Consider the following 21423-nt stretch of genomic DNA (forward strand, 5'->3'; position numbering starts at 1 on the left):
ACACCAACCGATGGTCTAGCTCAAGACATAGACAAGTTTCACGTCTGAGGGTGACAAATTGGCAGGCTGCTGACTGTCTGGTTGTGTGAGGTTTGCAATTAGGTGAAGCAATAAAGTGAGCATGGCGGCTTGAATTAGTCTTTGGAACATGAGTGTTCTCCTGAATCCCGATGGGCTGGCAGTGATTTTTCTCTGTTGAATATCTACAGAATATCTACACATTCCCAATCTACGACTCCGGTAAAAAACTTGTCAGGTATAAAATTTAGGTAAAATTATGGAAAATTAAGGAATTAAGTCTTATCACTCTACTAGCTGTCTTTCCAATTCTTGCCGCAGACGGAAAAGAATAGTGTCCGACTCCACCCGGTCTAGAATTTCTTTAATGACGGTACTTGCTCCTAGTGGTCCGAAAGAGCAACCTTGTTCGAGATAAACCTGTGCCGCTTGACCAACAGCATACGCCCCATAACCTGCAATTCCAGCTTGGGTAATTGCTGCCCCAGCAAAGGCACCCAAGCCACTCGGACCGATAACCACTGAGGCACTCTTACCTACACCAAAAAGCACACTGGTACCCAGTTCACCTAGCAGTAACCCTCCAGAACTGATCAAAATCTTTTGCCATAGCTTACCTGCTTCATAGCTAGTCATAGGTAGACCATACAGCCGCGCTAGAGAACGAATCATCACCAAGTCAGTCAGAGTACCCCCTAACACATCTAAAATTCCAATCGGATTGAGGGCGACTGCTAGTGCTTTATACTTGGCAAACTGCCAGATTAAGTCTTCTGCTTCCGTTTTGTGTAACTCAATGGCTTTTTTGGCAATAGTATTCTGAGTATTGCGGGCTTGAAATAGAGCGTTGAGGGCTAAAAGTGATCGCCCTTCTCGGTTAAGTAGACTGAAAATTTTCTGTTTAAGCTGATCCACATTCGGAGGTGGAGTTTCCCATTCATAGGTCACTCTACCATCAGGCCACTCCACCCGTACTTCCATAGAAGCTGGTTCTGCTGCCACTAGGACAATTTCATCCGCTGACAACATCTTTTGTAAACGCCGATCCTTGGGGCTACCGGTACTGAGTTTTTGCAACTGTTGATAAATTGCCTCCCGGTCTTGTTCTGGATAGAGGTCAATTTTGTTAAATACCAAGATTAGAGGCTTTTGACTTTGCCGCAGTTCACAAAGAGCTTGATATTCAGTGCGAGTGATATCACCAGCCACGACAAATAAAATTAAATCGGCTTGGGATACCACCTCCCGCGCCATCTGCGCCTTTACTTCTCCATGGATTTCGTCCAATCCTGGCGTATCAATCAACTCGAAGAGGACTTCACTTTCGGAGCTAGGTGTCCACCGTACCGACTTGGGCCATTGAGTGACACCGTGAATCGGACCAGTTTTAAGAATTTTTTGTCCCAGCAAAGCATTAATTACCGCTGACTTACCACGACTAACCAAACCAAAAGCGGCAATGCGAATCAATCCTTGGTCAAGTTTGTCTAGGCTAGATTGCAAAACCTCTAATTCAGTTTGCAGCAAGGCTTCCATTTCCACATCAGCAGGATTCCCCTGGGAACGATGAAAATTGGTGTACCAGGACAAGGCTTGCTGTAAACTGGCACGAGTGCGGTTGAAGAGAGTTTTCTGCTGGTTGTTGGTGCCATAGGATGTCTGATTACCACCAGCTGGTTTAGATTGGGAAGATCCAGGATAACTCAAGGTTAAATAGGGAAAGACCAGTTACAGTTACTATTTTTACCTAAGCCTTGATGAGAAAATACCCATTATCCGATAGCAATTACCTGATACCAAGTTGCAGTCAAAGAATAAACAAAAAGGAATTGGGAATTAGGAAATTTCCCCCAATTCCTCCTGACCCCATAGGTAAATTAAACGTCAACAACGCCACTTGCTATAAGCCTGTAGACTAATGTGGGATTGGCGCAGGCTGATTGATGGAGGTAAATATGAGTGATGTGAATAAATCTAAACAACAGCTGATTCAGGAAGTGAAAGCACTGCGCCGACAAGTGGATCAACTTAAAGCTACACGAATCGTCTTCAGTGCTCAACATCAGCTATTTAAAACCTATGCCACCATGATGCAAACCGCCTCTGGCTCCCTGATGCTTAGAGCTTTGTTACAAGATATACTCCACGTTGCTGGTCGGCTCACTAAGGCAGAGGAGAGTAGCCTGTTTTTACTCAATGCTGATGGTATGGTCACTGAGAGTCTTCTAGCTCGCGGTGCAACCCTCCCACGATATAAAAAGCAGATCATTGGTCAGGTTCTAGACCAAGGTTTAGCTGGTTGGGTTAGCCGCCATCGGGAAGTTGGGCTGATCACTGATACTATGGATGATGACCGCTGGCTTACCTTACCTGGTCAGCCCTATCAAGTACGCTCAGTATTAGCTGTTCCTATTCTCAGGGGCAAGAGGTTATTAGGCATTATCACCCTAATGCATTCCCAGGCGGAACACTTTGGTGCTAAATCTGCCCGTTTAATGGAAATGACTGCTGAGTCCATGGCTTTGATCTTAGAGAATGCTCAACTCCACAGTCAACAACAACACCTAGGGCAACAGTCTCCTCAGAACTATCAAGTTTTCTCCCCACCCAATCAGCTCACTGAGAGTTCAGATAATTTCTCTTCCCTGGGAATTTACATAATTTATAGTAAAGGCGATTTTCTATATGTTAATCCCAAAATGGCGGAAATTTTTGGCTATTCCTTTGGTGAACTTATTTCTCTGCAATCCTTACTACACGTGGTGGCAGAAGACAAGCGTAAATTTGTGGATGATCGAATAACTAATTGTCTTCAGGGTCAGGGTAAAAATCTCTACTTTACCTTTCCTGGTCAGTGTAAAGATGGCAGCAGGATTAACCTAGAAATTTATGGTTCCCGAACTAAATTATACGGTAAGTTAGTAATCATTGGAGCTTTGCGAAAACTTAATCATTTAAGGGGTTAAGTTCTATGATGTTTGCTCGATTATGTTTGCTCGATGGTGTTTCCTCTAGCAATACTATTGCCCTGAGATATAGTCATCGGCAGGTTTAAAAAAATAAGTTTTATAAAAATTATGGATAGTGTCTCTAATTTTTTGATAGTTTAGAGCTGATTCGCTTAATATTTCTGGAACGGCTAGCAATGGTAGCTTTCCCTTTACCGATTTGTACAAATACTTTACCAGAGAAAAGATTACTGAGAGCTGGGCGTTGGTAAACTACAAAATCATCTAGCTTTGATGTTTCCTCAAACCCCATCTCGGTCAGAGCATCATTGAGAGCAGCAGTAAAAACTTTCTTACTCCTGAATTCTAGGGATACTGTAACGGTTCGATTGAAGTAGGTACCTAATAAACCACCGATTAAGCCAAAAATTATACCAACACTATAGGGCATCCCTGTCACCAGACTTAGCCTCAAAACTTGCGAGGAAAAGACAGTGGTAATTAGGGTTGTACAGGTGAAGTAGTACAAGAATGTTATTAATAAACCAGGACCGAGCTGCATAGAAATTTTATTTGATGTTATAACTATACATTTGCCATTAGTTTAAGACATTTTGAATCTGTTTCAACAGGTGCGACCCGTGGCGAATTTAATTCTTAATGGGTCAAGCGCACCTTTGTTTTTTCCAGAGCGCGTTCGCGCTCTGCTGACCATCTCCATCTTCCGAGAGAGGTAAATCTCGGTCTCTATCCAGGGATGGATTGGGGTAGTGAACGGATTAACATACCTTAGTCTAGCTGATCAACTGGTTCACAGGGGTTGATCAAGTTAGCGATCGCTTTTAGCGGAAGCGAAGCTTCATCGCGTGTAAATCCCTTTCATCTGCCTAGGGTCTCATGGTCAATGGTTCCGCTAAAAGCCGTTAAATACCGGTTTGTCAAAGATACTGATTGTGCTGTTTAAATAGATGAATTATAAATGGGCGGTATAGGAGTCGAACCTATCTAGTACGGATTAAAAATCCGTTGCACAGCCGCTATGCCAACCACCCAGATTCTATGGGAATGACAGGAGTTGAACCTGCAACAATTCGGTTAAGAGCCGACTGCTCTGCCAATTGAGCTACATTCCCATCACAAAAGCAAAACCCCTCTGGGTCGAGTTGAACAACCACATCTAAAATTAGGACTGTCAGTGCCAGTTCCGCGCTTCAGAGGGAAATCCACCAGGGAGGTACTGACCCTCCTACCACTGCGTTATAAAAATCCTTTAGAGCCGAAAACCCCTTGTCTAATGACCGGGGATGAAGGCTCACAGCGGCTTGACGCGCCGTGAAAAAAACATTCTGAAACTTTCCAAATTTTTATTCTGAGTATGGTAAATTAAAATAATAACGGTAGAGGTCGATAACCGATGATCATATTAGAGTTTAAAGCGAAAGGCAAGAAACATCAATATTCTGCAATAGATGAGGCTATTCGGACAGTTAAATTCATCCGAAATAGTTGCCTAAGGTATTGGATGGACAATAAAGGGGTAAACAAATTTGACCTCAATAAATACAGTGCTGTCCTTGCTAAAAAATTCGCTTTTGCAAATGAGCTAAATTCTACCGCTCGTCAGTCCAGCGCTGAAAGAGCATGGTCATCAATTGCCCGATTCTTTGAAAACTGCAAGAAAAAAGTACCCGGAAAGAAGGGTTTTCCTAGGTTCCAAAAACACTGCCGCTCAGTCGAATATAAACAGTCAGGCTGGAAGTTGTCCCCCGACAATAAATCGATAACGTTTAGCGACAAAAAGGGAATTGGAAAGCTCAAACTCAAAGGTACATGGGACTTGTGGCGCTTTGACAAGAAACAAATAAAGAGGGTTCGGATAGTCCGTCGAGCTGATGGCTATTACGTTCAGTTCTGCGTCTCGGTTGATATTAATGAGCAGTTAAAACCTGCTGACGCCACCATTGGCTTAGATGTCGGCCTAAAGGATTTTTATACCGATTCTAGAGGAAATACTGAACCTAACCCCAGATTTTACAGAACGGGAGAAAAACGTTTAAAGTTTTACCAACGCCGGGTTTCCCGGAAAAAGAAAGGCTCATCCAACCGCAAGAAAGCAATTAATAGACTAGGTAGGACACACCTCAAAATAAGTAGGCAACGTGAAGAACATGCCAAGAGACTGGTTAGAAGTTACCGCAAGAAGAGTGCAGCCTTTATAGTTGGTAGGCTATGCATCAAAGGTGGCAGGTTTTGTTGTAAGGCTGCACTCTTCTAAGGTTTCGTCTCCGGCGCGTTGCGTGGTTCGATCTAACGATTTGGTCGCTTACGAAGATTTGAGGGTTAAAAATTTGGTTAAAAACCACTGCTTGGCTAAGTCTATTAATGATGCAGGTTGGTATCAATTTAGGAGTGCGATTCGTTGGTGAGAAACCATACCATGAATGTATGGGGGATTAACCGCTTGGTCCAATAGAACCACGACAACTTGATAACCATGAAGGTGAGAATCCTTCCCTCGTGAAATCCGAGTGACAGCCTTACCCTGATTCATGAACCTAACAAACTCATGGATTAATGCAAGGGTCGAACAGTGAAGCACCCTTAACCTGACCAGGTGTTAGTAACAGGCAAAGAACCCACGGGTACGAGAGAAAGATACGTCTGAATCATCGTCATGATAACGTAGCGAAATAAGGTTTGATACGCTACAGACAAATAAGTCAATGGAAGAAGGTTTGAATAGTTTTCTAATTATTCAAAGATTTCCCAGAAGTCTTCCCGGTGAATAGTATCACCCTAAAGGTTCACAGAATGGTTATCAGGAACGAAGTAACCCTCATACATACTCTCAGAAAGGTCGAATATTCTGAGTAGGTAGTTAGCCGCAAGTTAGATGAGGGCAAGATTGAGTCAGAAGCAAATGCCTAGAGTAATAACTAGGATACGCTGACCGACTCACGTTATAGGAAAAAGTATAGTCGTAAGTAGTAATGAAAAAGTCTAATACTCTGGGATTCTCCCAAAAGTCGGAATGGAATAAAGTCAACTGGCGAAAGCTAGAAAAGACTGTATTTAAGTTACAAAAACGAATATACCGAGCCTCACAACGTGGTGATGTCCGCGTGGTAAGAAAGCTACAAAAGACCATGATGAAATCATGGTCAGCTAAGATGATTGCGGTCAGACGGGTAACTCAACAAAATAAAGGCAAAAAGACTGCCGGAATAGATGGGGTCAAAGCTTTAACGAATAAGCAACGCCTCAAATTAGTAGCCAGCCTGAAAATCCTAAAGAAAGCTCAACCAACCAGAAGGGTATGGATACCTAAACCCGGAAAGAAAGAAGAGCGTCCTTTAGGGATACCCACCATATATGACCGTGCCCTACAAGCCCTAGCCAAACAAGCATTAGAACCAGAATGGGAAGCCAGATTTGAACCAAACTCCTATGGGTTCAGACCTGGACGCTCATGTCACGATGCTATAGAAGCAATATTTAGCAATATATGTCATAAACCAAAATGGGTTCTAGATGCAGATATTGCTAAATGCTTTGACAAAATAAATCAGGAAGCTCTACTAGAAAAATTAAATACTTATCCATCCATGAGACGTTTAATTAAGTCCTGGCTTAAAGCTGGTGTGATGGATAAAGGAATATTCTCACCTACAGATAAGGGCACCCCTCAAGGTGGAGTTATATCCCCACTTTTAGCAAATATAGCCCTTCATGGCATGGAACAGGCGGTATGGAATCACGCCAACTCGGTGAAAGGAAAGAAAACCTATTATAAAAGAGGATTGTCCCTAATCAGATATGCAGATGATTTCGTAATAATGCACCCTGACCAGAACGTGGTAGTAGAATATCAACAAATAGTCAACGAATGGTTAGGAAATATAGGGTTAGAACTGAAACCAAGTAAAACTATAATAGCCCACACATTTAATGGTTTTGATTTCCTAGGATTCAATATCAGACAATATAAAGCGGGGAAAAACCACTCAAAACAAGGTTTCAAAACTATCATCAAACCATCCAAGGAAAAAGTGAAAGAGCATTATGAGCAGCTCTCATCAGTAATAGACAGATATAGAGCCGCTCCGCAAGAGGCATTAATAAGCCATCTTAAACCCATTATAAACGGATGGTGTAATTATTACAAATCTGTATGTAGTAAAGACACTTTCAACAGTTTAGGGTATAGGCTTTGGAACAAACTTCAGAGATGGGGATATAGGAGACACCCTAATAAATCAAAGACCTGGGTAGCTAAGAAGTATTGGGGAACCATCGATGAGGATAGGTGGACTTTCATGAAAGATGTGAACCATTTTCTCCCGAAGCATAGCAAAACGGAGATAGTCAGACACAAGAAAGTCCAAGATATAAGAAGTCCCTATGATGGAGACCTAATCTATTGGAGTACCAGAATGAGAAAGCATCCTGAGATGACCACTCAGAAGGGAAGGCTTTTAGAACGGCAAGAAGGGAAATGCGCTCATTGTGGTCTTACTTTCAGGGATGGCGACTTATTAGAAAAACACCACATCTTACCACGTGCTCTAGGAGGTAATAATAAGGATGAGAATCTGGAGTTATTACACCTACACTGCCACGATGCAAAACACGGAAAGAGAATAAACACCTCAAGTCTAGATGACAATCCGTTAATGAGGTACCAATGACAATGGTTCCTATGATGAGGAGCCGTGTGATGTGAAAATGTCACGCACGGTTCTGAAGACGAGTCAGTGGGGTGATTCACTGGCTTAGTTTAATAATGGTTGGAGCATTTTGGAACCAAGTTTGGTAGGATCACTGTTGCAGTAAACCCCGCCTACACCAGCCAAAACTGCTCTGACTGCGGTGAAGTGGTCAAAAAGTCTCTGTCAACTAGAACCCATGTTTGCAAGTGTGGTTGCCAGTTAGACAGAGACCACAATGCCGCAATAAATATACTCCAAAAAGCCTTGGGTACGGTAGGGCATACCGGAACCTGGATCCTGGATCCGAACACTTTGGGAGATCTGTCCTCTACTCTTCCTGGTTCCGACCTGGTTGAGCAAGACGGTTCTGTGAACAAAGAATCCCCGCGTCTTTAGACCGGGGAGTGTCAACAGCACAGTGCCTCGCTTTTCGGCTTCTGGTGGCTAGAGGAAGATGGAGGAATCGAACCCCTACAACATCGCTGCCGTACCACGGTTTTCAAGACCGATTGCCGTCCACTCGGCGGCATCTTCCTTAAGGTGCGCTTTCCGTTGGCGAATTAAATTCGCCACGGGTCGCACCTAAGGGTGTCTGACGGGACTTGAACCCGTTATGACTGGTTCCACAAACCAGCGCCGCGACCACTTTGGCTTCAGACACCAAGTTGTTTAAAACAATACAAAGTTCTAATTATTTAGTGCTAATTATTTAGGATTGCTATCGTTAGCATCAAGTTCCTTGTCACGCAATATTGCCCTGACTGTCATTAAAATCTCTCCTAGTTTGTTTTTCCCACTACCATCAGCACCACAACCCCAGTAATAATCTATGGGTGAATTCTCAACAATTAGCTGATCACCTGTAGCAAGTAGTAACTGGCGAAGATCACCATGGGTTTCAAATTTTTGTAACACTCCTCGCTGCATAATCTCATCTTTGACTTTTTCCCAATCATCACGAAGAGGATGAGAGCGATTGCGTCCCATTTTTGCTGCTTCCTTTGGTGTTTTTGCCTCACGTATTTTGTCATACCAAGAGGAATCAGTAGTCACAAATTTTTGGGCTTGGAAGAAATGCTCACTAGTCGCCCACCACAATTCATCTAGCTCAAAGCCATGTCGGGAGAAGTTGGAAAAACAACCATAGGGTTTTTGGCGAGTACCGTAAAAATAGATTGTCATAATTGTTGCTGAATAATGAGAATGCTGACCACTCAGCCAGGTGGAAACCTCAAGGTTTTATGGAACCTAAAACCATAGTCCCTGGATTTTATCGATGGTTGACTTTTATGGTTTGAAGGTTGATAAGCTAAGGTTTGATGATTGAGGTTTAAGGGTTAACCGTTAACCTTTGACCTTTAAATTTAGCTTAAGATGGAGTCGGATTTGAACCAACAATCAATGATTACAAATCATATGCTCTACCAATTTGAGCTATCCATCTTACTTAAAAACCATAAATTTAGAGATTTTCGAGTGACCAGCACGCATCACCATTTTAATCAGGAATTTCGATCATTGTCCTAGCATTGCTGATCGAGAGTACTCGATCAACTGTTGACTTGAACTGTTCAATAAAGGTTTGTCGTCTTTCAAGTTCTTCAGCCAGGTTAGTAGGATCCAGTAGTTCAACCCCTTCTCTAGCTAGAAAGCTATCTGACAAGGATTGATACTTCTGTGAACCAACCGATGCATTCTGTCCTAGCACTTCTAGAGCTAGTTTATCAAGTCTGTCTTTGACTCGTGCTTGTGCCGTCTTATAGTGATTCAGGGTTTTAGTATATGCTGACTGCATAGTACCGATAACTGCTTCATAATACATGATAAACATCTTCATCTCAATGGCTTCTGCCACAGTCATCTCTTGGTCAGCAACCGTAACCATTGTAGACGCATTGGATAAGACAATTACTCTCTTGATCGTCCGCCTTCTGGCAATCAAGGCATCCACTTTTTGCAAAGCTGCTTTAGCTTTTATCTCATAATCTTCTCGTGATTTGAAGCCTGTTGGCACTTGACCGACTTCAACCACAGAAATTAAGGTGTTGTTGTCCAAAGCTGCTCTGGCTGAGTCAATGCGCTTTTGCAGCAAGGTCAACTCTGCTAGAGCATCTGTGACAGTCATAGTTGTCATTTTACCCTCCTTATCTCTTCATTTGTATCTCCTAGCTCATCACTTGTCAACCATGGTGTTAGTGTCAGCATTCAGCTCTCAGCTGTCAGCCGTCAGATTAAAATAAACTTCGTTCGCGTACCGTGCGCATCCCACAAACGGTAGAATTGAATAGTTCGACATTAATGACAATTGAAAGTCTGGTAAAAAGCCCATTAAGCATCCCGCATAAGCTGATAGCTGATAGCTGATAGCTTACGTTATTTGTTATTTGTTATTTGTTATTTATTATTTGTTACTTTATAGTTTTTACTTGACAAACCCCTTTCAATAACTTTCAATAATAAGTATTCAACCAGAGATGATATTACATCATGGCTGCAAATTGGTGGCAGGGGTGAGAATTGCACTCACTGATTTCCAGGGTATGAACCTGGCGAGCCTACTCTTGCTCCATCCCTGCGATACCCCTGGCAGGATTTGAACCTGCAAGACACTCGTTCTGGGGGAGTGATGTCTACCAATTGCATCACAGGGGTAAAGTCGGGGTGACAGGATTTGAACCTGCGACATCTTGCTCCCAAAGCAAGCGCGCTACCAAACTGCGCTACACCCCGTTAGTACTCCTGGTGGGAGTCGAACCCACAACTGACCGTTTTTAAAACGGTCGCCTCTGCCAATTGGGCTACAGGAGCATATTTGATACCAAGTTGCTATCAAAATTGATTTGGTTTGAAGGTTGAACGCGATCGCGTGGCCTTAAGGCCTACGGTTGTTTGGTTGTTCGCCTTTGGCGTCCGAAGTAGGGTAGGTTGTTTGGTTAAAGCTTACAACCGGTTAACCTTCAACCGGTTAACCTTCAACTGCTTAACCTTCAACAATAGAATGCCGGAGTTGGACTCGAACCAACCTCTCCGTGATTCAGAGTCACGGCGACTTGCCAATCGTCCATCCGGCATTGAGCACTTGCAATAGCAAGTGACAGCCCCCCAAGGTCGGCATCGAACCGACGACCTCTCGCTTTTCAGGCGAGCGCTCTACCCAACTGAGCTACCGGGGGATACAAAGGAGAAAGATCAAACCCCTCCTGACTGCCCTGGCAGGGATCGAACCCGCGACCATCGAGTTAACAGCTCGCTGCTCTTCCAACTGAGCTACAGGGCATTCATCGTGCCGACGGGGATCGAACCCGCAATCACCTGCTTGAAAGGCAAGCGGCTTAACCAAATTTGCCTACGGCACGGGAGCGCGGAGACTGAGATTTGAACTCAGATCAACGGTTTTGGAGACCGTCATGTTGCCAGTTACACCATCTCCGTATGTGGTAGCAGCGGCGGGACTTGAACCCGCACCCACCTGGTTATGAGCCAGACGCTCTACCTTTGAGCTACGCTGCTTGGAGTCACTGCTTGGAGTCACTGATTGGAGCAGGATTTGCACCTCCAACCGATAAAAGCGACTGCAAAGAGCGATGCAGAGGTGCGACCCGTGGCGAATTTAATTCGCCTACGGAAAACGCACCATTACGGTCTTGGGGGTTTCCCCCATGAGCGACTGCATCAAGACAGCGAGGCTGACGGGAATCGAACCCGCGACTTCCTGTTCGACAGACAGGCGCTCTGACCGTCTGAGCTACAGCCCCAGGACTTGAGCAGTTTATCCGTTGGAGTTTAGATCAATCTTTTAGATAAATCTTTGAGTTCACTCTGTGGGGAATCAACCCAAGGGTCTATCCCCACGTGATGAGCAAACACAGTTATATCCAAACATGAATCAAAAGGTATGTTACATATTTAGTTGTCAAGGTTCGGTGTAAGCTTTTGGATTCGAGCTTTTTGACTCTTTCCTCTGCGCTCTGTTTATATACTACATAAATACTACAAGCGGTGTCAAGGGTTTGGGCAAACTTTTTTTGGAAATTTTGAGGAGTTATGTGGATAGTCCCCAAAAACCATACATGTAGTGTTTTGAGATAAAAATACACACTATATATATATTTAGGGGGGTAACTCCTCATTGCTAGAGGGGCAAGGGATGGTTTAACCGATGTAATGGATGACAGGATCGAGCAGGTCTCGATCAGGAGAAACATGTTACTCAGTTGTTACTGGTGCCTCTTCCCCCTCTTCGGTCTCTTCTTCAATCCTGAAGGAGGGTGGGATTGGGATTCGGTATGATGTACAGACAGTGCACTATGGCAATAAGCAACAAGCAAGAATGCATTTAGATCCCCTAGTCCCTAATTCTTTGTTGAATCTTTTGCAACTGGCTAGTCCCGTACTACCAGTAGGTGCTTACGGCTATTCTGAGGGTTTGGAAACTTTAGTTGATATTGGTGTGATTCACAACCAGGCTACTCTGCACCAGTGGCTAGAGCATCAACTGCGCTATGGAGCCATTCGATTAGAAGGTTATGTTATGGTCCGAGCTTACGAAAGTTATGGCAAAGGGGATTTAGAGGGTTTGAACTACTGGAATGCTTGGGTAAGTGCTGCTAAGGAAACTGCTGAATTGCGGACGCAAAGTTGGCAGATGGGTAACTCGTTGATGCGGTTACTGCTGGATTTGCACCCACCCAGTGAAACCATTGTGGAGAGAACTCATGTAACCTCTGAAGCAAATGTAATCTCTCTACACGATGTAGCATCAGCTGTGGGTCAACCCTGTAATTATGCGATCGCGTTTGGGATTGGGGCTGCTCACTGGCACATTGACATTACAGCCACAGTCTTAGGTTACTTACATAGCTGGGCATCTAATGTGATCGGTGCTGGGGTCAAAGTGATTCCCCTTGGTCAAACCGTTGGTCAACAGCTACTCCTAGCACTCAACCATAGACTTACTCTGACCACCGAAGATGTTTTAACTTTGGCGGATGAAAAATTAAGTAGTTGTGGCTGGGGATTAGCCCTGGCAAGTATGGCTCACGAAACTCAGTACACACGATTATTTCGCAGTTAATTCTTTTGAAAATAAATAATCCTTTTTTTAAAGACTTAATAAAGTTAGCTATATTTTGTTGCTGATGTTACTGAGAGATGCTAGATTTTCTAGTTAGCAAAGTATCCTACGACAATTAGCGTATCTTAAGACTTATATCATAGTTATGATTAAGCCAGAATAAATAAAGTTAAGTTTAATTAATTTTATTTAAAAAACAACCTTAATGAAGCTAAAATTTATCAAGGTCAGCTACTAATTTACCTTCATTTTGGCTAACCGGGTTTTGCTTATGGTTAGTGAAACTCGATAATGGTGCATCTCCACAACCTTGGCTTGACTTGTCTGCTAACATTACCAGTTTGGTGCATTCCTACAAAACCATGATTTACGGAAAACTGGGCGAAAAACCCGATATTTTGTAAACAATATACAAATATAGTGGCTGCGTAAGTTCTGAAAACTATACACAATATCAGGATTCACAATATTATAATTCACAATATTACCTATTAGGTATCTAGGTATCTAGGTATCTAGGTATCTAGGTATCTAGGTATCTAGGTATTAATTAAAACAGGAACTATTGACAACATCGGTGCTAATAGAGGCGCTATAAAACTATGATTATTACTTGTTAATTATTCATTTTTAATTGTTAGTTAATAGTTACTAATTACTAGTGGCATTGCTATATATCCATAGAGACACCAATGACGACTGACAAATTATTGACTACCGACAAACTGGCACAACAGATTCAAGCTTGCGCAAAGGCGCAATTGACTGGTCGGTTGAAGATTAAAGATCCCCACGGTCAGCAGTGGAGTCTTTCTTTCCACTTGGGTCGTTTGATTGGGGGTGCTAGTAAAATGCATCCGATTCGTCGTTGGTGTCGGCAGTTGTCTGTACACTGCCCAGAACTATCAGCATTTCCTGTGTGTCAGGGATCGTCGGTTCAGCCGGTGTATTGGGATTACCCATCTCTAGCAGAACTAGTCAGACAGGGGAAAGTACCGCTAAAACAGATGAGGTCGGTTGTTGTTGGCAACTGTACAGAAATAGTTTTCGATATCATCCAACGGCAGGAACAACTCCGCTGTGGTTCATCAGAGCAACTAACTTACAGGCAGATTCCTCAAGACACTATTGATTCAACCTCTGATTCAACGTCTGATTTAACCTTTGATTCAAAGTTGGTAGTAATTCGAGCTGATCAGATTTGGCAACAGGCAAGCCTTGCTTGGGAGCCTTGGCAACAGGCTGGTTTGGTAAATATTTCCCCTTCTTTGGCTCCGGTGATCTGGGATGCTGACAAATTGCGACAGCAGACCTCATTACTTGCCTACCACAATCTAACTACCTTGGTGGATGGCGATCGCACTTTGAGGGATTTAGCTCTCAAGTTGAAACAGAATCTTTTGGCTCTGGCCCAATCAATCATGCCCTACATCCGAGATCAGGTGATGGGTCTGATCGAGGTTGGGGACTGGCGCTGTGATACTCACTTTACTAAAGCCACTAACCCAATGCCAGAAAATGCTCGAAGGTTTGGAGGACCAGTAATGACATTACCAGCTAGTCCCTTGGTAGTTTATATCGAAGACAGCCACATCGATCGGCTGACCATGAGTCAAATTCTTGCCAATGCTGGCTATCGATTTATCAATGTTCAAGACCCCATCAAAGCCTTGCCGACCTTGCTAAAGTGCAAACCACAGCTGATCTTCTTGGATTTGGTCATGCCAGTTTTAAACGGGTATGAAGTCTGTGCACAAATTCGTCGGGTTTCGGTGTTTCAAGACACGCCAGTGATTATGGTCACCAGTAATGACGGAATTGTAGACCGAGTGCGGGCAAAGATGGTCGGTTCTACAGACTTTTTAGCAAAGCCTATTACTCGGTCAAAGGTATTGACAATTCTACAAAGGTATCTCGGGGTTAGTCGTAATATCCTGTCCGGTTGACTACTTACTTTAATACTTTAGCAAAGTGAACAGGGAGTAGGGAGTAGGGAACTTTCGATAAAAAATTATCACAATTAATTGAGTATACCTATTAAAGTACTAATTATTAATTTTTTTTATGGTAAATTAAAAAAATTGCAAATCAGGGCAAATATATTATAATATAAATAATATTTACTAGTTATAATATATAAAAAAAAAATAACATACTCAATACTTTTATATTCAAAATAAATTATGACTACAGTCCTTTTGGTTGAAGATAGCTTGACAGAAAATGAGATGCTAAGTGGTTACCTCAGAGAAGCTGGTCTCAAGGTAGTTAGTGTCACAAGTAGTGAGGATGCCCAGATCAAACTCCAGTCCCAGAAACCAGATGTGGTGATTGTTGATGTTATTTTGCCAGGACAAAGCGGGTTTGAACTGTGCCGGGAACTCAAGACTAATTCCAACACCCAAACCATCCCAGTGGTGATTTGCTCAACTAAAGGAACTGATGCCGACAAACTCTGGGGTTCGATGCTGGGAGCTGATGCCTATTTACCTAAACCGATAAACCAACAAGAACTAATACAAACAATCCAGCAATTGTTAGGCATTAGGTCTTAGGTATTAGGTCTTAGGTCTTAGGTATTAGATAATGTTGAACTCCCTTGACCCAGTGGTAACACAAACCAATCTTGACCTACTGAATTTAGATCCACTAACCCCAGAAACCCGAGTGCGGTTGCTGCGTTTTCCTCTTGGCTTTGAGGATAGTATTCTGTTGCCCCTAGAGCAGATTACAGAAATTATCAGGGTGAATCTGCCGGACGTTCTGCTGGTGCCGGAAATGCCCAGTTGCATTTTGGGAATTGGTAATTGGCGCTCAGAAATGCTCTGGTTGGTAGACCTAAACCAGCTGCTTGGCTATCCACCTTTGTCGGAGCAAGGGCAAGTTTCCCTATCTCCTGTGGCAATAGTGGTTCAGGTCAATGACCAGTCTGTGGGTTTGGTGGTGTCGCAAGTAAATGATATTGAGTTACATGAATTGGAGCAACTCCAGCCACCGGCTTCTGGCTTATTTCCTCCTAGGTTACTGCCTTTTGTCCTGGGGTACCTACCTGGGAATGGCGGTGCAGTCTTGGATGTCACGGCTATTACTCAGTGTCCCCTATGGCAGACACATCAAGCAGGGGAGTCTTGGGGAGGGGAGTCTTGAGGTTTTTCGACTTAGCCTCCTCCGAGATCTGGCAATTGATCAGGGCAATTATGACGAGTTTTGATCAACCAAATCAATCCCATCAAACCAATTATGACTGGTTGGCAAGCTCGTCACTAACTCTGCCCATTGAACAGTCGATTGGCAGGGTTACTACCGACTCGATTGCCTCTGAGATGCCATCATGGTCGGAAATTTTACCATTACCAGATGTTGAACAAACCGAAACTATAACTATGCCACAATTTGAGAAATTTGATCAATCTGAGGAAATACTCAGTTCTAAGTCCCAACTTAATCAATCATCGAGTAATGGCAATGGCAAGGGGACACCTACCGGGGTGAAGTTCCACCTAGCCGTGGATATTGAGCAACACTGCAAGGGTGAGCGGCAGTGGTTATTCCACCTGGCCACTCAGATGCGCAAAGCAGAAACTAGTGATGCCCTGTTGAGAACCACAGTGACTGAGGTTAGTCAGGGTTTACGGGTAGACCGAGCCTTGATTTTTCGCTTCCAGTCCGAGAATCGGGGTACAGTGCTAGTTGAGTCGATGGTGGGTGGCTATACTCCCAGTCAGGGGGAGTACCTACCAGTGATTGCTTTTGGGGCAGAGAATCCCTCAGCCTACGAGGAACAGGAAGTTGTAGCCCTTAATGATATTAATGACCGGGCTCTGAGTCCGTTTCAACTCCAACTGCTAGAACGATTCCAGGTCAAAGCCAGCTTAAGTCTACCGATTTTGATCGATGGGCAATTGTGGGGCTTACTGGTGGTGCAGCAATGTTCTGGTTCCCGGGAATGGCAGGAAGCTGACATTAGTCTGCTCTACCAAGTTGTTACTGAACTGAGGCTAAGTCTACAGCCAGTGGAATCTTTTACCCGACGGCGAGAGCAGGTGAAGCAGGAAAAGGTCTTGGCTCAAATCTTGGCCACAATTCCACCGTCTTCTGATCCCAATATTGCCCATGGCAACATTTGTCAAGAAGTGCGCCTATTTTTCAAGGCTGATCGGGTAGTGGTTTATCGCTTCAATCCTGACTGGAGTGGTGAATTTGTGGCTGAGTCGGTTGCAGAGGGTTGGGTGAGCCTGCTCCAAGACCAAAAGCAAAATCCTAACCTGACATCACCAGATCTATTGTCCTCTAAGCGCTGTACGGTCAAGCAAATCGGATCCGTTGCCAGCCCCAATACCGATACCTATTTAAAGCAGACACAAGGGGGCAGCTATTTCAAAAGTCAGCAGGTACAGCGAGTTGACGACATCTATGCCGCTGGTTTTTCACAGTGCTACATTGAAACCTTAGAAAAATACCAGACCAATGCTTATATTATAGCCCCAATCTTTGATGGTGAACACCTCTGGGGCTTATTTGCCGTTTACCAAAACTCTCGCCCTCGGCGCTGGCTTGATAGTGACGTGGTGCTGCTGTCACTACTCAGTGACCGTCTCAGTAGTATTCTCAAGCAATTGGACATGGCAGCCCAGCTACAGGAGAAATCGGAGCAACTGGATATTGCTGTTGAGGGGGAAAAAATAGCCAGTCGGTTGCTTGATAAGATACTTAAGAGTTCCGACTTGAACAATGTTTTCCAAACTGCTACTAAAGAAATCCGGCAGCAGCTGAAGTGCGATCGCGTGGCTGTGTATCGCTTCAATCCTGACTGGAGTGGTGAGTTTGTGGCTGAGGATGTGGCACACGGTTGGATACCGTTAGTTGAACCGAGTATTAAAAAAGTCTGGCGCGATACCTATTTGGAGGACACCGAAGGCGGTCGGTATCGCAATAATGAAACCTTAGCCGTTGATGACATTTACTTGGTTAATTACGATCAGTGTCACATTGACCTGTTAGAGCAATTTCAGGCTAAAGCTTATGTGATTGTACCGATTCTGCAAGGGAAAACCCTGTGGGGTTTACTCGCAGCTTACCAGAACAATGGCCCTCGTCACTGGCAGAAAATGGAGGTGGGTATACTAGCTCAGATGGGCCGACAATTTGGGGTTGGCCTCCAGCAAACGGAGTATCTTGAGCAACTGCGAGCAAAATCCAGCCAACTGCTATTGGCTGCAGACCTAGAAAAATCAGCAGTCAAAATAATCAACAAGATCCGGCAATCTCGGAAACTGGATACCATTTTCAAGACCACAACCATAGAAATCCGTAAGCTCCTGATGGCTGACCGGGTGGGTCTGTTTCGCTTTGACCCTGACTCCGATTTTAATGATGGAAAGTTGGTGTCGGAAGATGTGGTCAATGGCTACGATAGGATGCTGGGTAAGAAGATTCACGACCATTGCTTTAGTCAAAAGTATTCCCGCCACTATGTCGAAGGGCGAGTACACGCAGTTGCTGATATCTACAATGGGGACCTGAGCGATTGCTACATTGAGCTGCTGGCTCAGTTTCAAGTCCGGGCTAACCTGGTGGTGCCATTGCGTAAAGGAACTGAACTCTGGGGATTTTTATGCATTCACCAATGCAGTAAGCCCCGTCAATGGCAGGAGTATGAGATTGATTTTGCCAAGCAGATTGCCCTACACTTTGAAGTTGCCCTACAACAAACAGAGTACCTGGCCCAAGTAGAGGCAAAATCTACCCAGGTAGCTAAAATCGCACGGATGGAGCGAGCGGTAGTTGGAATCATCAACAAGATCCGTCAGTCTCGAAACCTGGATACCATTTTCAAGACAACCGCTATCGAAATTCGCAAGCTTCTTCAGGTTGACCGGGTGGGTGTATTTCGGTTTTACCCTAACTCTGGCTTTGATGATGGGGAATTGGTATCTGAGGATGTGGCATCAGGCTACGATGCCATGCTAGGAACCAAAGTTACCGACCACTGCTTTGGTGAACAGTATGCCCCTCACTATACCGAAGGACGTGTGCAAGCGGTTGCTGATGTCTACAATGCCGGACTGAGCGATTGCCATATTGAGCTGCTGGCTCAGTTCCAAGTCCGGGCTAATCTGGTTGTGCCCCTACTTCAAGGACCTGATTTGTGGGGATTGTTGTGCATTAACCAATGCAGTCAGCCCCGTCAATGGCAGGAGTATGAGATTGATTTTGCCAAGCAGATTGCCCTGCACTTTGGGGTAGCCCTACAGCAATTGAGCTACCTGAATCAAGTAGAAGCCAAATCCCACCAGCTTGGCCAAGCTGCTGTGCGGGAGCGAGTAGTAGCAAGCCTTAGCAACCATTTGTCCCAGTCTGTAGATGTTTACAGTGTCTTCCAGAGCATTACCAAAGAGTTGCGGCAAGTGTTGGGAGCTGACCGGGTAGTGATCTATCGCTTCAACTCCGACTGGAGTGGTGAGTTTGTGGCGGAATCCGTTGCCCCTGGCTGGCTTTCCCTAATCACTGAACAAGAAAGAGACGACCGCCTGAAGGTGGATACAACGGCTTCTGAGCGCTGCACAGTTACAGTCCTGAGTGTTAATTCTCTGTCTAATGTTGATACCTGCTTGCAAGAAACCCAGGGTGGGGACTTCGCCCGAGGTGACCGCTTCAAGCAGGTTGATGACATCTATGCCATTGGTTTCTCTCCTTGCTACATCAACACTCTGGAACAATACCAAGCCAGGGCATATCTGATTATGCCGATTTTCCAAGGTGAAAAGCTCTGGGGGCTGCTGGCGGCTTACCAAAATACGGGACCCCGTCAGTGGCAAGATACTGATGTCACCCTCATGCTCCAGATTAGTAATTCCCTGGGATTAGCCTTGCAGCGATCCCATTACCTAGATCAGTTGCGAGCCCAATCTAGCCAACTCACCAAAGCGGCTTTTATTGCTCAGGGGGTAACCAAAATAGTCGGTAAGCTATTCCAGTCTCGGGAGGTAACTAAAATCTATGGTATCACAACCCAAGAAGTCCGGCAGTTGCTCAAATGCGATCGCGTAGCCCTCTATCAATTCAATCCTGATTGGACTGGTGAGTTTGTGGCTGAGGCAGTTGCCACCGGTTGGTTACCATGGGTGGGAGCGGATATCCAAGCCTTCTGGCCCGATACTTATCTACAAGACACCCAGGGAGGTCGGTATCGCAATCGTGAAAGCGTGGCAGTTGATGACATTTACACCTTTGGTTATTCTGACGGTTACCTGGAAACCTTGGAGCAATATGAGGTTAAGGCTTATATGCTGGCACCAATTTTTCTAGAAGGAACCTTATGGGGTTTACTGGCTACCTACCAAAATACTGGTGCTCGTAACTGGCAAGAGTTTGAACTCAACGCCCTGGCTCAGATTGGGGTGCAAGTGGGGGCAGCCCTGCAACAGGCTGAGTATCTGGCACAAATCCAGAACCAGTCCCAGCAGCTGACCAATGCCGCACAACGGGAGAAAGCCGACAAAGAAGCGGTACAGCGGGAGGTAATGCAGTTGCTCTCAGCAGTGCGGCCAGCTCTAGAAGGAGACCTCACTGTCCGAGCTCCGGTAACCAACAATGAAGTAGGTACCATTGCTGATGCCTACAACAACACCTTACAAAGCCTGCGCCGGATCGTGACTCAAGTCCAGCAAGCCTCCAGGAAAGTTGCCCAAACGTCTGTTGACAGGGAATCCTCCATTGCTTTGCTCACAGCCCAAGCCCAGCAACAATTTATGGCTCTCGGTGAAGTCTTAGAGCACATCCAGACCATGGTTAATTCTACAGAAGCTGTAGGTCAGAGTGCTCAACAGGTAGAAGTGGCAGTCCAAACCGCTAACCAAACCCTCCAAGCAGGGGATGCCGCCATGAACCGTACCGTAGATGGAATTCTGGAAATCCGGGAGACAGTGGCAGAAACCAGCAAACGGCTCAAGCGCCTGAGCGAATCCTCCCAGAAGGTTTCGAGGGTAGTGAACCTGATTAGCAACTTTACTAATCAGACCCAATTGCTAGCGTTGAATGCAGCCATTGAAGCCACAAGAGCCGGTGAGTATGGACGGGGTTTTGTAGTTGTTGCCGATGAGGTGCGTTCTCTAGCCCGTCAGTCAGCGGAAGCCACCACTGAGATCGAGCAGTTGGTGCAGGAGATCCAGAAGAGTACTGCTGAGGTATCTACAGCCATGGATAAAGGTATTCAACAGGTTGCCCAAGGAACCGCAATGGTACAAGATACCCGTCTAACTCTCAATGCCATTGTTGAAGCCACCAGCCAAATCAGCCAGCTCGTAGACGGTATTACCCAAGCAACCCAGGTACAGACCGAAGAGTTCCAATCAGTGACCCAAACCATGACTGAGGTTGCAGGAATTGCCAACAAGACTTCTGAGGATGCCATAGAAATTTCTACCTCTTTCCAAGAACTCCTCGCCATGGCTCAGAATCTTCAAGCCAGTGCTGACCAGTTCAAGGTTGAGTAGTTATTTGCCTTGCTAAGATTAATTTTAGCAAGGCAAAAGGCAAAAGGCAAAAGGCAAAAGGCAAAAGGCAAAAATAGACTAGAATATATATTTTTGATTGGATTTTATGATGATAACTAACTTTTAAACAAAAACTTAGTTAATATTGGCAATTATTGTTTAAACAAAAACCAATTAAA

14 protein-coding genes, 15 tRNA genes and 1 pseudogene are annotated in these 21423 nt (G+C 44.6%); 10 read left to right on the forward strand and 20 right to left on the reverse strand.

Annotated features, from left to right (window positions below):
* Positions 1-15 precede the first annotated feature (15 nt).
* Positions 16-222, reverse strand: coding sequence for a QAALIT motif small membrane protein (locus F6K64_RS38960; RefSeq protein WP_499882043.1), 207 nt, complete (start codon positions 220-222; stop codon positions 16-18).
* An 81-nt stretch (positions 223-303) separates the two neighbouring features.
* Positions 304-1725 (reverse strand): GTP-binding protein, encoded by a 1422-nt coding sequence (locus F6K64_RS18325; RefSeq protein ID WP_008188607.1) that lies wholly within the window; start codon positions 1723-1725, stop codon positions 304-306.
* A 248-nt stretch (positions 1726-1973) separates the two neighbouring features.
* Between F6K64_RS18325 and F6K64_RS18330 the strand changes: the two genes are divergently transcribed.
* Positions 1974-2984, forward strand: a complete 1011-nt coding sequence (locus F6K64_RS18330; RefSeq protein WP_044494882.1) for a GAF domain-containing protein — start codon at positions 1974-1976, stop codon at positions 2982-2984.
* Positions 2985-3108: 124 nt separating this feature from the next.
* Here the strand turns inward: F6K64_RS18330 and F6K64_RS18335 are convergent, their stop codons facing one another.
* The 3 genes from F6K64_RS18335 to F6K64_RS18345 all read right to left on the reverse strand — a co-directional run bounded on the left by F6K64_RS18335 (position 3109) and on the right by F6K64_RS18345 (position 4099).
* The gene (locus F6K64_RS18335) at positions 3109-3528 is read right to left on the reverse strand and encodes a hypothetical protein (protein ID WP_008188611.1); all 420 of its coding nucleotides are present in this window, start codon (positions 3526-3528) and stop codon (positions 3109-3111) included.
* 418 nt (positions 3529-3946) lie between these two features.
* Positions 3947-4018, reverse strand: a tRNA-Lys gene (locus F6K64_RS18340).
* A gap of 8 nt (positions 4019-4026) precedes the next feature.
* A tRNA-Lys gene (locus tag F6K64_RS18345) sits at positions 4027-4099 on the reverse strand.
* A gap of 281 nt (positions 4100-4380) precedes the next feature.
* Between F6K64_RS18345 and F6K64_RS18350 the strand changes: the two genes are divergently transcribed.
* The 3 genes and pseudogenes from F6K64_RS18350 to F6K64_RS18360 form a co-directional block, all read left to right on the forward strand.
* On the forward strand, positions 4381-5241 hold the full coding sequence (locus F6K64_RS18350; RefSeq protein ID WP_008188613.1) for an RNA-guided endonuclease InsQ/TnpB family protein: 861 nt from the start codon (positions 4381-4383) through the stop codon (positions 5239-5241).
* A 715-nt stretch (positions 5242-5956) separates the two neighbouring features.
* The gene (gene ltrA, locus F6K64_RS18355; RefSeq protein ID WP_008182183.1) at positions 5957-7654 is read left to right on the forward strand and encodes a group II intron reverse transcriptase/maturase; all 1698 of its coding nucleotides are present in this window, start codon (positions 5957-5959) and stop codon (positions 7652-7654) included.
* 96 nt (positions 7655-7750) lie between these two features.
* Positions 7751-8071: pseudogene (locus tag F6K64_RS18360) on the forward strand (zinc ribbon domain-containing protein); the annotation flags it as partial.
* Positions 8072-8262: 191 nt separating this feature from the next.
* On the opposite strand, the gene F6K64_RS18365 reads toward F6K64_RS18360, so the two are convergent.
* From F6K64_RS18365 to F6K64_RS18435, 15 genes are all read right to left on the reverse strand, one after another.
* A tRNA-His gene (locus F6K64_RS18365) sits at positions 8263-8336 on the reverse strand.
* A 44-nt stretch (positions 8337-8380) separates the two neighbouring features.
* Complete coding sequence (gene ybiA, locus F6K64_RS18370) at positions 8381-8857, reverse strand: riboflavin biosynthesis intermediates N-glycosidase (RefSeq protein WP_008188429.1); 477 nt, start codon at positions 8855-8857, stop codon at positions 8381-8383.
* A 189-nt stretch (positions 8858-9046) separates the two neighbouring features.
* Positions 9047-9119 (reverse strand) — tRNA-Thr (locus F6K64_RS18375).
* Between the two features lie 54 nt (positions 9120-9173).
* Entirely contained in the window at positions 9174-9809 is a 636-nt protein-coding gene (locus F6K64_RS18380; RefSeq protein WP_008188427.1) for a hypothetical protein, read from the reverse strand.
* A 365-nt stretch (positions 9810-10174) separates the two neighbouring features.
* Positions 10175-10251: transfer RNA gene (locus F6K64_RS18385), tRNA-Met, on the reverse strand.
* Positions 10252-10253: 2 nt separating this feature from the next.
* Positions 10254-10327, reverse strand: a tRNA-Leu gene (locus F6K64_RS18390).
* 4 nt (positions 10328-10331) lie between these two features.
* Positions 10332-10405, reverse strand: a tRNA-Pro gene (locus tag F6K64_RS18395).
* Between the two features lie 4 nt (positions 10406-10409).
* A tRNA-Leu gene (locus F6K64_RS18400) sits at positions 10410-10483 on the reverse strand.
* Positions 10484-10673: 190 nt separating this feature from the next.
* Positions 10674-10746, reverse strand: a tRNA-Gln gene (locus tag F6K64_RS18405).
* Between the two features lie 28 nt (positions 10747-10774).
* Positions 10775-10848: transfer RNA gene (locus F6K64_RS18410), tRNA-Phe, on the reverse strand.
* Positions 10849-10879: 31 nt separating this feature from the next.
* A tRNA-Asn gene (locus F6K64_RS18415) sits at positions 10880-10952 on the reverse strand.
* A gap of 4 nt (positions 10953-10956) precedes the next feature.
* A tRNA-Glu gene (locus F6K64_RS18420) sits at positions 10957-11031 on the reverse strand.
* A 4-nt stretch (positions 11032-11035) separates the two neighbouring features.
* Positions 11036-11106 (reverse strand) — tRNA-Trp (locus F6K64_RS18425).
* A 4-nt stretch (positions 11107-11110) separates the two neighbouring features.
* Positions 11111-11185, reverse strand: a tRNA-Met gene (locus F6K64_RS18430).
* 171 nt (positions 11186-11356) lie between these two features.
* A tRNA-Asp gene (locus tag F6K64_RS18435) sits at positions 11357-11430 on the reverse strand.
* Between the two features lie 575 nt (positions 11431-12005).
* On the opposite strand from F6K64_RS18435, the gene F6K64_RS18440 reads away from it, so the two are divergent.
* From F6K64_RS18440 to F6K64_RS18465, 6 genes are all read left to right on the forward strand, one after another.
* Positions 12006-12749, forward strand: a complete 744-nt coding sequence (locus tag F6K64_RS18440; protein ID WP_008188423.1) for an urease accessory protein UreF — start codon at positions 12006-12008, stop codon at positions 12747-12749.
* 278 nt (positions 12750-13027) lie between these two features.
* Entirely contained in the window at positions 13028-13153 is a 126-nt protein-coding gene (locus tag F6K64_RS18445) for a hypothetical protein (RefSeq protein ID WP_267872098.1), read from the forward strand.
* 288 nt (positions 13154-13441) lie between these two features.
* Entirely contained in the window at positions 13442-14695 is a 1254-nt protein-coding gene (locus tag F6K64_RS18450) for a response regulator (protein WP_008188422.1), read from the forward strand.
* 237 nt (positions 14696-14932) lie between these two features.
* Positions 14933-15304 carry a response regulator transcription factor gene (locus tag F6K64_RS18455; protein WP_008188420.1) on the forward strand — a complete coding sequence of 124 codons (372 nt, stop codon included), beginning with the start codon at positions 14933-14935 and terminating at the stop codon, positions 15302-15304.
* A 31-nt stretch (positions 15305-15335) separates the two neighbouring features.
* Positions 15336-15896 carry a chemotaxis protein CheW gene (locus F6K64_RS18460; protein WP_008188418.1) on the forward strand — a complete coding sequence of 187 codons (561 nt, stop codon included), beginning with the start codon at positions 15336-15338 and terminating at the stop codon, positions 15894-15896.
* Complete coding sequence (locus tag F6K64_RS18465; RefSeq protein ID WP_229414716.1) at positions 15851-21244, forward strand: GAF domain-containing protein; 5394 nt, start codon at positions 15851-15853, stop codon at positions 21242-21244. The genes F6K64_RS18460 and F6K64_RS18465 overlap by 46 nt, the downstream gene beginning before the upstream one ends.
* Positions 21245-21423: the final 179 nt, after the last annotated feature.

The organism is Moorena sp. SIO3A2 (assembly GCF_010672265.1).
Lineage (GTDB): Bacteria > Cyanobacteriota > Cyanobacteriia > Cyanobacteriales > Coleofasciculaceae > Moorena > Moorena producens.

What these genes read in the sequence shown, in the direction of transcription:
- F6K64_RS18455 (WP_008188420.1), top strand. Translation starts at nt 14,933, where the DNA reads ATGACTACAGTCCTTTTGGTTGAAGATAGCTTGACAGAAAATGAGATG.
- F6K64_RS18335 (WP_008188611.1), bottom strand. Translation starts at nt 3,528, where the DNA reads ATGCAGCTCGGTCCTGGTTTATTAATAACATTCTTGTACTACTTCACC.
- F6K64_RS18380 (WP_008188427.1), bottom strand. Translation starts at nt 9,809, where the DNA reads ATGACAACTATGACTGTCACAGATGCTCTAGCAGAGTTGACCTTGCTG.
- F6K64_RS18465 (WP_229414716.1), top strand. Translation starts at nt 15,851, where the DNA reads ATGGCAGACACATCAAGCAGGGGAGTCTTGGGGAGGGGAGTCTTGAGG.
- F6K64_RS18350 (WP_008188613.1), top strand. Translation starts at nt 4,381, where the DNA reads ATGATCATATTAGAGTTTAAAGCGAAAGGCAAGAAACATCAATATTCT.
- F6K64_RS18330 (WP_044494882.1), top strand. Translation starts at nt 1,974, where the DNA reads ATGAGTGATGTGAATAAATCTAAACAACAGCTGATTCAGGAAGTGAAA.
- ltrA (WP_008182183.1), top strand. Translation starts at nt 5,957, where the DNA reads ATGAAAAAGTCTAATACTCTGGGATTCTCCCAAAAGTCGGAATGGAAT.
- F6K64_RS18440 (WP_008188423.1), top strand. Translation starts at nt 12,006, where the DNA reads ATGCATTTAGATCCCCTAGTCCCTAATTCTTTGTTGAATCTTTTGCAA.
- F6K64_RS38960 (WP_499882043.1), bottom strand. Translation starts at nt 222, where the DNA reads ATGTGTAGATATTCTGTAGATATTCAACAGAGAAAAATCACTGCCAGC.
- F6K64_RS18460 (WP_008188418.1), top strand. Translation starts at nt 15,336, where the DNA reads ATGTTGAACTCCCTTGACCCAGTGGTAACACAAACCAATCTTGACCTA.
- F6K64_RS18450 (WP_008188422.1), top strand. Translation starts at nt 13,442, where the DNA reads ATGACGACTGACAAATTATTGACTACCGACAAACTGGCACAACAGATT.
- ybiA (WP_008188429.1), bottom strand. Translation starts at nt 8,857, where the DNA reads ATGACAATCTATTTTTACGGTACTCGCCAAAAACCCTATGGTTGTTTT.